This is a genomic window from Listeria sp. SHR_NRA_18, assembly GCF_003856515.1.
GTDB lineage: Bacteria > Bacillota > Bacilli > Lactobacillales > Listeriaceae > Listeria_A > Listeria_A newyorkensis.
In genome coordinates, this window is record NZ_QPKR01000002.1 from 194,986 (window position 1) to 206,615 (window position 11,630).

An 11,630-nucleotide genomic window follows, 5' to 3' on the forward strand; every position below is an offset into this window, starting at 1 on the left:
AGCAACACTACTCATAGTAAGTAGCGTTGCCAAATGTTAGAGCCTTAGTGTGCATGAAAACGAAGCTTTGTTGTAGCTCCACTCACGTTTAGAAATGCTCCAGTTTTTTTCGGAGCTGAATGGGCCCTCTCAGCATTAAGGTGTGTCGTTAATCGTCCAAGTCAGCGTCGATGTATAGGTTTCACCAGCAATTTTCTTAGCTTCAGCCGGAACGTGGATTTTCACGCTTTTATTCGTATCCGTATTGCTCGTCCCTGGCGTAGTCCCAAACGAGTCTACCCAAGTCCCCATTCCTTTGTCCGCCTCAGCGCTCACAAGTTCCGCCGGCGTTGCGCCCACCGTCACTTCTGGCGTCACCGTGCCAGGTTTCAATGTGTCCGCCATTTCCGAACTTAATGTCGCGTCAGATAACGTCAAAGCCGCGCCAGTCAGCACTTCACCAGTACTATTTTTAAAAGTCGTTCCCGATAACGTCAAATTCCATCCCGCGTTTGAGCCACGATTATCCGTCACTTGCACGTAATGCGGTACATATTTTTTAGCGCCAGAAGCTTGACCTGCCTCATCTAGCGGTTGTAATTCGGTGTATAATGCGTAGTAATCTTTCGCGGCACCAGAAATCGTTTGCTCGCCAAAATTGATTTGAGAGGCAAAATCGATGCGTAGCGCTCCTGTTGTTGGGTTTACTGGGTCTGTTGGATCAACCGGTTTTCCTGGATCAGTCGGGTCTGTTGGATTGGTTGTTCCGCCGTCGTCTGCTTTGAACATTACTTTTGCGTCGGATGTTGTGTCGTTGTCCGCGGCGAATGCGCTTAGGCCTGTTACGGAAAGTGATGCTACCATGATGGTGCTTAGAGTTGCTAATTTGATTAAATTCATATTTAAAATTCCCCTGTCTTTTTGTTTTTATTTGGGTGTCATGGTTGAGTTTGGGGGCTCTTTCATGACGAGAGGTGGTAGAGCGAAGTGGGATTGCGTGGAAATGTGGGTGTTCTTGTTGTGGGTGTCTCTTGCTGGTTTAGAACCTCAATATGCAGTGGAATGTAATGAGACTGCCTTCCTTTTTTGCTCTTGCTTCTTAGAACTGGTTTTAGAAGACGTAGTTTTGATTTGAGGTGGTTCGTGTTCGGCAATCTTGTTTGTGGGAACGCTCCGTGGGTTGACTTATTGTCGTTTCCAGATCCAGCTTTGTTGTGGTTCTTATGAAGCATCTCTTGCTGATTTAGAACCTCAATATGCAGTGGAATGCAATGAGACTGCCTTCCTTTCCCCAGCCTCTCGGAAATTTCGTGGCCTCCGCAAAAACCAAAGGAGGGTTTTCACTGCGCCCCCTAACAATTTCTGTCGAGGCTAAACGGGCTGTTTCAGCTTTTCAGTCTGGTGTATCCCCCAACGTCCACGTCAGCGTCGTCACATATTTACTGCTTGCTACTTTCTTCGTTTCGCCTGGGATTTTCAGTGTCACACTGGCATTCTCAGCGTCCGCGTCTTGCCCTGTCACCGTTCCAAATGTGTTCGTCCATACGCCCATCCCCGTGTCTTCCGGCGCGTTTACCACGTCTTGGTTCACGCTATTTCCTGATAAAACGACGGCCGCCACGTTATCTGGTTTTGCCAAGTTTGTCGAGTTCAGTCTTGCATCTTTGAACGTCAAAACCGCACCCGTCAGTTCATTCGCGCCCGCAGCAAATTGGTCATTGCTCACTTGCAACTTCCAACCCGCGTTCGAACCGCGATTATCTGTCACCTGCACAAAAGTCGGCACGTATTTTTTCGTCACACCATCTTCTGTCAAAACTTCATCGTATTTCGCCTTATAAGTCGTGTCGCTCCCTGAAATCACTTGCTCGCCAAAATGAATATTCGAGATATAATCGATACGTAGCGGCCCTGTTGTTGGAGTTGGCTTATCTGGATCCGTTGGCGTTACAGGTTTTCCCGGATCAGTCGGGTCAGTTGGATTTGTCGGCGCCGTTCCGTCATCCGTCGTAAACGTGATATCCCCTTTTGAAGTCGTCGTGCCCGCCGTTGCAGCGAATGTTGGCGCCGCATAAGTAAATGTTCCTCCCAATACTACAATTCCTGCTAAAACTAATTTCCCTAAATTTTTCATCGTTTCTAATTCCCTTCGTTTTTTGATTTTTTACTCCTTAAAAGTACGCTCAACTCGGTGCATCACTCAGCGTCCAAACAAGCGTCGTCCTATACACACCCTCCACTTTCGGCACCTCACCCGGCACGTCCAGCGTAATACTCTTCTTCCCAATCGCAGCGTTGGCGCCATAAAGATGCACCCACGTGCCCACGCCTTGATTCTCATCCGCCAAAATAGCCTCCGATGCATTTTTCCCAGAAGAATCTAGCGTCACTTCGCGGACCAGCGGCTTATTCCGAGCCTTCGCCGTCACACTATCCGCCTTCGGATTGCTCAGCTTCAAAACTGCACCATTTAGCGCATGACTCCCATTTGTAAACGGCATATCCTGCCTCACAGTGAGCCGCCAACCCGCATTGTTTCCGCGATCATCCGTAATTTGAATGAAGTTCGGCACATCTTTAATCGCGCCCGTCGCATCCAATTTAATATGGTCACTATCCGCAAAATACCGCACATCATTTCCCGTAATCTTCTGCTTACCAAAATGAATGTTCGAAATATAATCAATACTCAGCGGCCCTGGTGTCGGCGGGTTCACGTCCGGATCAGTCGGCGTTATCTCATGCCCATCACCCGGCAAAGTCGGATCAATCGGTTTGTGCCAAGTCGTCCCGCGCTCTAAAATAATGTCACCCGTTGACGTCGTACTCTTCGCAAAACTAGGAGCGCCAACCATCCCCAGCACCGCAACCGACACAACGACCAGCATCACCATTCCGATGCCCCTTTTCATAGCCTCATTCCTTTCTCGCTTAAATCGGAGAGTCAAGTAACTCCCAAATTAAGGTTGTACTATAATGCCCTTCATACTTCTTCGTGTCGCCCGGAACAGTGAGCCGAATACTACTCCTGCCCTCATCCGCGTCCTTACCAAACCGACCAATCCACGTCCCAGTACCTTGGTTTTCCGCGGCGTACATCACCTCAGAAGCCTCACCACTAACCGGATTCAGCCGAATATTCTGGCTTGACGCAGGTTCCATGCCACGTGACGGTGAAACGAGCTTCGTATTCAAAAGCGTCAATTGCGCACCCTCCAAAACATGATTCCCATTTTTCAATTGCCCCGCCTGCTTCACGTTCAACTGCCAACCCTTGTTATTCCCGCGATTATCCGTCACCTGCACATAATTCGGCACATCAATTTCCGCGCCATCGTCGGCCTGAACAACCCGCTCCAAATTCGCATAGAACGTCGACGTTTCCTTCCCAATCCGATGCTTTCCAAAATAAATATTCGACACATAATCAATGCTCAGCGGCCCCGGAGTCCCCGGCTTACTAGGATTCACAGGCCTCACAGGTTTTCCCGGATCAACCGGATTCACAGGATCAACAACCTCCACCTGCCCCTCCAAAATCATATCCACATTCGACTCATAAACGGCAAAAGTCACATCGCTACCCACAGCCAAACTTGCCAACACGAACGGCACGACCAGCATCCATCTCCTAATCATCCGCCCGCCTCCTCGCTTGGTCCAACAAGAAACCGCCTAAACACAACAATCCCACTCCAAAAACCAGCTGCATCCCGCCAGGCGCAACATCTCCCGTTTCAGGCAACGCAACCACGCCACCCGTCGACTTCGGCGGGACCTCACGACTCGGTTCATATCCTTCAAAAGTCAGACCGACATCCGACTCATAACTCTCCGCTAACACAGGTTGGCCAACAAATAAAAATCCACTAAACACTGCGATAGCTAGGAATCGTGTTATTTTTCGCATCGCTTTCCCTCCTTACTATCATGGTCCATTTTCCAGTGTCCACTCCATTTGCGCCGTGTATTCCTTATTCGCCTTCACCGTACCCGGTTCGATATTCAGCAAAATGCTTTGCGACTGATTCGGTGCCATATCCACCACTTTGACGCCATCAACTCCCGTTTTATCCTCATAAACCGGTGTCGCCGAACCGCCAAGCGGCATATCCGACGTCACGCCCAGCCCATTTTTTTGCCGTACAATCAGCGCATTCGCCACTTCCTCACCGTCCGCCGTCTGCAAATTCTGCGTCAATTTCACCGACAACTTCCAATCCGAAATCACCGCACGCGTGTCCTCAATCGTCACTTTTAAATCCGTCTCCGGCGCAATAATCTTGCTTTTCGAGCTGATCGTAGCCGTGCCAAACGAAACATCCTGCGTCACATCTTTAAACGCCAGCGTCCCGGCCTTCACCGTCACAACCACCGTCTTTTCAACGCCCAGCACACTCAGCTTCACCAAATACGAGCCCGGCGTCTTCGATAAACCACCTCGATCCACAATCTGCACCTGCGACGTCACATCCTGCCCACTCGGCACGCCCCACGCCTTCACTTTTGCCTCGGTAAAAATCATCTGATCCACCGCAGCCAGCGTCGTTGGGAAATCCTTACCAAAAACGGTGAAACCATAAGCCTGAAGCATCGCCTTATCATTCGTCACGGTAAAACCATCCTTCACAAAAACCGGAATCGAAACAAATAACGCATTCCCAGCACGATCCTGAATCCGAACCTCCGCCGTCGTGTAGCCTACCACAGAAACGTTCGGCTTTTTCGTCAGCGTATACGTGAGATTATCATCCCCATCACCGCCATTATCATGCACATCCCGCACAAGCGATTTCGCATTCGTTGTAAACGCGGCATTCAAATCCACCGTCTGCATAATCGGATTCGCCGTCGGTGGCGTTGTATCAGCAACCGTCACCACATTCGACTTCGTACTACTATTTCCCGCAGCATCCGTCGCTTTTGTATAATAGACAGAATACGGAACTAACGGTTGTTTCCCGGCCGGCACAGCTATCGAGTAAACCCCCGCCGCGTTCGCCTGACCACTCGCAAAAACCGTATCATCGGCACCAAACACCCGCACCGTCGCATTCGCCTCCGCAGTTCCCGAAATCACAACATCCCGATCCTTCATCCCATTCAAAACTGGCGCATTCGGAGCCGTCAAATCCTTCACAACCGTCGTCGCCGTAGCACTTTTCCCATTCAAATAAGACTTCGCGGTAATCGTCTCACCCGCCGTAAAATACTTATTCACAGGTAGCGCATACGAAAAATTCCCCGTCCCATCCGCTTTCACATGGTACAACGTCGCATCATTCACGCTCTGCGCCGCAATCGTCCCAGCCGGAATCACCGTCGAGCCGCTAAAAATCACCCAAGCACCCGGATTCGTCGTCCCAGTAATCACGTGGCTATTCGCCTGCAAATGCGCATCCGTCAAAATATCCAGCGTCACCGCCACATCAGGAATATATTCAAACAACACCCGCTTAAAATTTTGCGTCCGGAAATTCGTTCGAAAACTATCCTGAACCGGCGTCGTCAACGAATTACCCGCCGCAGCCGTCACGTTTGAACCCGTATAACTAATATTCATGCCATACATCGGATTCCACTCATACGTCGCGTCCTTGTTCCCCGTCGAACCAATCGCATTCCACGCCAAAACCCGCTGCACATCCACGACCAGCTTCCCAGCCGAACCCGCCATATAAATCAACCGACTATTCGCATTCGTATTATTCAAATTCAAATCCACACTCGCCGCATCAGCGAACTGAAACAACGCACTCGAACCGATCGAAATCAGCTGTTTTGAAGCCGTCCCGTCACTATACACGTTGAACGTCGCCTTTTTACCAATCAGGAATTTACTACTACTCCCCGTATCAATAATATTCGTCGTCGAGCCCGCCGTGTTTTCCGCCCGCACATTCAATTTCGCATTATTCTGAACCGTTATCCCCGCACCATTTCCTAAGTAAATCGCGTGCCGGTAAGCATCCAGCGCACCTTTTGTATTAATATTCAGCTCGCCGCCCGACTCCACTAAAATCTGACTACTCGCACCCGAAGCACGAATCCCGCCGCGCCGACTCCCAGCATCCGTATTAATATTGAATTTTGCACCATCATGAATACTGATATTTCCCTGCGTCGCAACCGTCGCGTAAGTCGTATCACCCTCGCCACCATTGCCAAAAGAAGTCAAATCAATAATCGCATTCTTGCCCACGTCCACATTCCCGCCAGAATAAAGCAGAAACGCGCCCGCATTCACCGTATTTCCAATATAATGCGACCCTTCCAAAAAGTTCATGTTCGTCGCCTCAAAATTGGCCTGGTTACTCGCCTGCGTAGTCACCGTCGCGCCCGCCAAGCTCACATAACTCGTGACCATCCGACACTCCACACGCCCAGCAATGTCAATATCCGCCTCATAAGAAGCCGTAATTTGCGCACCAGTATACGTCACATTTTCATAGCGAATTTTCCCGTAACCACGCGTCCCCGTAAGCCGAACCGGACCATAATAATTCCGCCCAAGAATATTCACATCTTTGATCGTCATATTCATCGGAGTCGCCGCACTAATCGTAAACCAAGCACTCAACCCCTGAAAATCAACCGTATGCCCATTCCCGTTAAAAAGCAGCGATGATTTCGTCGGAAAATACTGACTCAGCTCATTCGCGTTCGCCGTCACCTGAAAATCCTTCGTCACATTAATAACCGTAATATCCTTATTGTTCAGCGCCGCACGCAAAGTCGCGTCATCATACACATCCGCCGTATTCACAGCTCGAGCCACACGCGCCACTTTTTTCGCGATTCCAGTCACCACCAACCCGCTAGTCGCCACCACTTGCGAGCCCACTAACTTGTTCGCCGTCACCTGGAAATCCCCAACACGACTCACCCGCAAAACGATCTTCCCAGTCCGCTGAGTCCCTTTCAAAACCCGTTCCTTCTCATCAAACGTAAAAATATTCACACCCTGATTTGCCTCCACGGTCTTCGCCTCATCAAAAACCAGCCCATCAGGAATCGCAAAAGTCAGCGTCCCATCCTCCGACTTATCCTCAAAAAGAATAACAACAGATTGGTTTATTTCTACCTCAGCCAAGTCCGTTGTCATCATGATGTCCATATTCTCTTGTGATTGATTTAAAAGATTCGCGCCCCAACCTTGCATCGGACCTAGTATAACAAGTCCGACAACGAGAAATGCAATAAGCGTCCTAAGAATATGCCTTCTTTCCCTCATAAAAAAACGTCTCCCCAATCATTGTATACTATATGTTTTTTTCAGTCTTCTATAATTCTGCCATTATCTAATCATCTCCACCACTCAAAAAGCACGCAGAAAATAACTAGTGCGGTATTTAAAAATCTTCCGCTCACATTCCAATAATAACACATACGTAATATATTTCACTATTTTTAGACAAAAAGACTGATTAATTTTCTGTTTTAGACACATTTTAGACACAAACAACAACCTAAATAGTCGTTCGATACACAAAATGACGTTGACAAAAATATTTTAATATGATAATAGTCACATTGCAAAAAGTAACACCAGACATTTCCGCTGATAACTCACAGAAACCAACGATTTACCCGAGCCTGAAAATATTGTTTTAGTCACATCGCTAGACCCTTGCCCCATGTGCATCGGTTCCATTTTGCAAGCCAGATTTTCGAATGTTGTCGTGTTCGCCATCGATACGTATGCCAGAATTAACTTCGACAAAAAGGCATCTTTCCAACATTGTTCACATCAAACAAACAAACAACAAACCCAGACCTAATTGTAGCGCTCGAGGCAGTATTACCAACAGTTATCGAATAAAATCTAATAAAAAATCCAACATACCGCCATTTCAGTATGCTGGATTTATTCAGTTCCAAGTCCTCGCCAAAAACTCCTCACTATCCGGATCAGACCCCGTACGCTTATCCTCATTCAACGCATCAATCTTCGCCATCTCCTCATTACTCAAATCAAAATCAAACACATCAAAATTGCTCCGAATCCGTTCAGGTGTAACCGATTTAGGAATAACCACCGAGCCATTATTTAGATGCCAACGCAAAACCACCTGCGCCACAGTCAAACCCTTATCCTCCGCAATCGCTGTCAAAACCGGATGATGCAACAACTCCCCACCCTTCGCAAGCGGCGACCAAGCCTCATGCACGATATCCTGACTTTCCAAATACGCCCGCAACGGCTTCTGCGACAACAACGGATGCATTTCAATCTGATCAATCACCGGTTTTTCATTCGCCGTCGTGAATAGATTTTCCAGATGATGCTGATGAAAGTTACTCACACCAATCGATTTCACCAACCCCTCATTATGCAGCCGCTCCATTGCCCGCCACGAATCCTTGTAACTCCCGACCGGCCAATGAATCAAATACAAATCCAGATAATCCAGTTGCAATTTTTTCAAAGAAGTCTCAAAAGCCCGCAGCGTCTCGTCATAACCATGATCCGCGTTCCAAAGCTTCGAAGTAATCGTCAAATCCTCGCGCCGAGTCCCGACCTCACGAATCGCCCGACCAACAAACGCCTCATTCTCATACACCTTAGCCGTATCAATCGCCCGATACCCAGCGTCGACAGCCACCTGAATCGCATTGACCGCCTCCCGCTCATCCTGCATCTTCCAAACCCCGAGCCCAACAAGCGGAATCCCCTGCCCATTATGAAAAACCTTCCTATCCGTAGCCTTCAACTCCATATCAAAACCTCCCAAATAATCATTCACCTCCAGTATAGACCTCCAAACACAATTTTCCAAAGATTTCACACGCAAAAAAAAGCAGGAGAGCCCAATCACTCCCCCACTTCTCTATATAACTCCAATCACGAACTCCCCACAAAACCTGAGCGGGACGACAAATGCTTAGTTGCTAGGCAAAGACGAGTACCGAAGCGGAGCGTACGACTGTACGTGAGCATCGGAACGGAATCTTTAACGACGCAAATGAGCGTTTGTCGTCACGCGACTAGTTCCCATGGGCCCCATTGCTCTGCCCCTGGAACATCGCCTTGTGTCCACCATTTCGCTTTATACGTGTGACCATTATACGTTACTTGGTCATTTTGATTGTAAACGGCTGTAGAACTCCACGTACCTGTTCCAACTGGCGGTGTTACTGTACCAGCTTTCGTTGTTACAGAAAGTGCCGCGCTTGCAGTGGAAGTGTTGCCCGCTGCGTCATAGGCTTTTACAGTATACGAGTAAGCTGTTGAAGCTGTAAGGCCTGTGTCTGTGTATGTTGTTCCAGAAACAGTCGCAACTTCTGTACCATTACGATACACTTTGTAACCTGCTACGCCAACATTATCCGTTGCAGCTGCCCAACTTAATGGAACCGCTACGTCTGTCACGTTCGCTGTTACTGTTGCCAAATTCGTTGGTGCTGTTGGTGCTACTGTATCGCTAGGATCAGGAACAACCGCGCCTCCACCGAAAATGACTTGTTTGCCAAGCTCTGTGCCAGTTTTAGACATGCGTTGTGTTAAGGAGATATTCGCAATGTTGTTCACGTTTACAGACGTTAGATTGGATTTCAATCGGAATGTATACGTTGCACCTTGCGGAATTTGTTGTGCATCATAGACAGATGCCAAATCGATTGTTGTGTAACCATTGGCAGTCGCTACAGTACCGGCTTTATAATCCCCAGCGGTCAATGTTTCGCCAGCTTTTACAGGGATGTAGAACTTCGGTAATTTCACAGTTTCTGCCGCAAATTCGGTCGCTTGTAAGACTTCATTTGTTTCATTGGCTACTTCTTTATTTTTGATTGTGATTTCATAGCCGACACCGTTTTCGCTATATGGCGCTACAGTGGCTTCTATGTTTAGGTTGGAATAGACGATTGTGTTTGCTGCAAGGGCTCCTGTGCCTAACATTCCTTGTTTAATCGCTTTCGTTAATTCATCGCGTTTTGTTGATGTCGTCTCTTTATCTTGAGATTGCATCCACGAAATCATACCGCCTAAATTGTTATCTTTCACGTATTGTGCTTTGGCAGTGACAGAACGAACATTGTCATACGTGTAGAATTCGCCAGTCGTTTTGCTGTATAGATATGGCGCTTTTGCCACGTCATCCCAGTATTCGACTAACGTTGGTGATTTGGCTTTCAAAGCATCGATGCTCTTATATGCCCAAACTCCGCCTGCACGACCACCGTCACCTGTTGCTAGTGGTTTTTCGTTTGGAGCGCCGTATGTTGCTCCTAAGTCTGCATCTTTGTTATTTTTTGTAGCTGCTTGGAAAAGCCCTGGTTGCGTAGTGCTTGTACCCGCTTCCACTTTGTTCCAACCACGTGTGTAGAATGCTGCACCAACAACGATTTTTTCAGATGCTGCGCCTTGGCTCTTCAGATATTTCACTGTTTGGTCTACGGAGAAACCGTCGCTATAATTAGGATCCGCCGGGTTGCCGTAAAGCGCCGTGTGATGCGCGCTATTCGGAGTCCAAGCACCGTTCATATCGTACGTCATGATATTCGCAAAATCAACAACATTGAAAAGTTTCGCCACATCGACACCGTTTGCAAGCATGCCTTGAGACGCTGGTAATGCTACAGATAACTCATATTTTTTCTTCACGTCTACGCCTTGCTTATCTAAAGCCGTACGCAGGTCTTGAAGAAGCGTAATATAGTTTTGTTTATCCGCTGGTTTTGCGTTTGGTGTACCTTCATCGTTCTTATTGTCCACTAAGTCAGCGGCACGAACAGATGCAGGATATTCCCAATCTAGATCGACAAAATCCATATTTGTATATTTGATAAATTTCATGACATTGCTTACAAAATTAGCACGCGCTGTGGCATTTTCTCCGATTGCAGAGAAGTCACCAGATTTCGACCAACCGCCAATGGAGATACCGATTTTCATATTCGGATTTTTTGCTCTCAACTCTTGTAACGCGTTTAAAATACCCGCATTTGCTCCGCCCCATTGAACTCCATCTTGCCCAACTGGTGCGCCAACTGCTGCATCTTTGTCTGTGAATTTCAAGTTTCCGTTACTATCGAAATCAAGAAACGCAAAGTTTAGATGTGTTAATTGCTCTGCTGGTATATCTTTCGGATAAAACTGACCTTCCCCGCCCCAAATGGACCAATCTCCATAATACATCACATTTCTGTATTGCGATGTGGTTGCGGCTTTAGCTTTCACAGAAGAATTCCCTACACTACCTAGAACGGATGACGCAAATAACGAAACGACTAACAACAACACCGAGACTACACTTACAACCCTCTTTGTTACCTTTTTCATTTCTTCACCTCTTCATAATTTTTGCGTTCTGCTTACGGTATGCCTACTTTCTCTGCAATTTCTAAACCCAGAATTTCAAAAATCCCCCGTTAGATCCCCCTTTTACCGTGTACTAAATTCTGGTCACTTATGTATTATGCAAGTATTGTGCCAAACAAGAAAGCGTTAACATCGCATTTTGGATGTAATTTTTGTTACACACACTACTTACACGGTTGGTTTTTATTTACACAGGTTGTCTTTTAATGCTAATTATGAGTTTCTAAATGCATTATTCAGAGCTAGATTGAAACTATTAGTTGGATTTTTATTAGGAATTTTAGATTTTATGTTCATAATTATATAAAACGGAATCCTACTACGGTAG

The 11,630-nt window shown here is 47.3% G+C and carries 9 protein-coding genes; all 9 read right to left on the reverse strand.

Annotated elements, in window-relative coordinates; all coding sequences use genetic code 11:
• Window positions 1-135 precede the first annotated feature (135 nt).
• The 9 genes from DUK53_RS05010 to DUK53_RS05050 all read right to left on the reverse strand — a co-directional run bounded on the left by DUK53_RS05010 (window position 136) and on the right by DUK53_RS05050 (window position 11,263).
• Window positions 136-879 (reverse strand): WxL domain-containing protein, encoded by a 744-nt coding sequence (locus DUK53_RS05010; protein ID WP_036132215.1) that lies wholly within the window; start codon window positions 877-879, stop codon window positions 136-138.
• A gap of 493 nt (window positions 880-1,372) precedes the next feature.
• Window positions 1,373-2,113 carry a WxL domain-containing protein gene (locus DUK53_RS05015; protein WP_036132218.1) on the reverse strand — a complete coding sequence of 247 codons (741 nt, stop codon included), beginning with the start codon at window positions 2,111-2,113 and terminating at the stop codon, window positions 1,373-1,375.
• Window positions 2,114-2,162: 49 nt separating this feature from the next.
• Window positions 2,163-2,891 (reverse strand): WxL domain-containing protein, encoded by a 729-nt coding sequence (locus tag DUK53_RS05020; RefSeq protein WP_077917953.1) that lies wholly within the window; start codon window positions 2,889-2,891, stop codon window positions 2,163-2,165.
• Window positions 2,892-2,910: 19 nt separating this feature from the next.
• Window positions 2,911-3,618 carry a WxL domain-containing protein gene (locus DUK53_RS05025; RefSeq protein WP_052164951.1) on the reverse strand — a complete coding sequence of 236 codons (708 nt, stop codon included), beginning with the start codon at window positions 3,616-3,618 and terminating at the stop codon, window positions 2,911-2,913.
• Window positions 3,611-3,889 (reverse strand): hypothetical protein, encoded by a 279-nt coding sequence (locus DUK53_RS05030; protein ID WP_036132221.1) that lies wholly within the window; start codon window positions 3,887-3,889, stop codon window positions 3,611-3,613. The genes DUK53_RS05025 and DUK53_RS05030 overlap by 8 nt, the downstream gene beginning before the upstream one ends.
• A gap of 18 nt (window positions 3,890-3,907) precedes the next feature.
• A complete protein-coding gene (locus DUK53_RS05035; RefSeq protein ID WP_052164952.1) occupies window positions 3,908-7,213 on the reverse strand; it encodes a pectate lyase-like adhesive domain-containing protein in 3,306 nt (1,101 codons plus the stop codon).
• A 294-nt stretch (window positions 7,214-7,507) separates the two neighbouring features.
• The gene (locus tag DUK53_RS05040; RefSeq protein ID WP_124892595.1) at window positions 7,508-7,702 is read right to left on the reverse strand and encodes a hypothetical protein; all 195 of its coding nucleotides are present in this window, start codon (window positions 7,700-7,702) and stop codon (window positions 7,508-7,510) included.
• A gap of 148 nt (window positions 7,703-7,850) precedes the next feature.
• A complete protein-coding gene (locus DUK53_RS05045) occupies window positions 7,851-8,699 on the reverse strand; it encodes an aldo/keto reductase (protein WP_036132224.1) in 849 nt (282 codons plus the stop codon).
• A 260-nt stretch (window positions 8,700-8,959) separates the two neighbouring features.
• Window positions 8,960-11,263, reverse strand: a complete 2,304-nt coding sequence (locus DUK53_RS05050) for a glycosyl hydrolase family 18 protein (protein ID WP_036132227.1) — start codon at window positions 11,261-11,263, stop codon at window positions 8,960-8,962.
• Between the last annotated feature and the right edge of the window lie 367 nt (window positions 11,264-11,630).

Coding starts and splice junctions, on each gene's coding strand:
- DUK53_RS05050 (WP_036132227.1), bottom strand. CDS start 11,263: ATGAAAAAGGTAACAAAGAGGGTTGTAAGTGTAGTCTCGGTGTTGTTG.
- DUK53_RS05010 (WP_036132215.1), bottom strand. CDS start 879: ATGAATTTAATCAAATTAGCAACTCTAAGCACCATCATGGTAGCATCA.
- DUK53_RS05035 (WP_052164952.1), bottom strand. CDS start 7,213: ATGAGGGAAAGAAGGCATATTCTTAGGACGCTTATTGCATTTCTCGTT.
- DUK53_RS05015 (WP_036132218.1), bottom strand. CDS start 2,113: ATGAAAAATTTAGGGAAATTAGTTTTAGCAGGAATTGTAGTATTGGGA.
- DUK53_RS05020 (WP_077917953.1), bottom strand. CDS start 2,891: ATGAAAAGGGGCATCGGAATGGTGATGCTGGTCGTTGTGTCGGTTGCG.
- DUK53_RS05045 (WP_036132224.1), bottom strand. CDS start 8,699: ATGGAGTTGAAGGCTACGGATAGGAAGGTTTTTCATAATGGGCAGGGG.
- DUK53_RS05025 (WP_052164951.1), bottom strand. CDS start 3,618: ATGATTAGGAGATGGATGCTGGTCGTGCCGTTCGTGTTGGCAAGTTTG.
- DUK53_RS05030 (WP_036132221.1), bottom strand. CDS start 3,889: ATGCGAAAAATAACACGATTCCTAGCTATCGCAGTGTTTAGTGGATTT.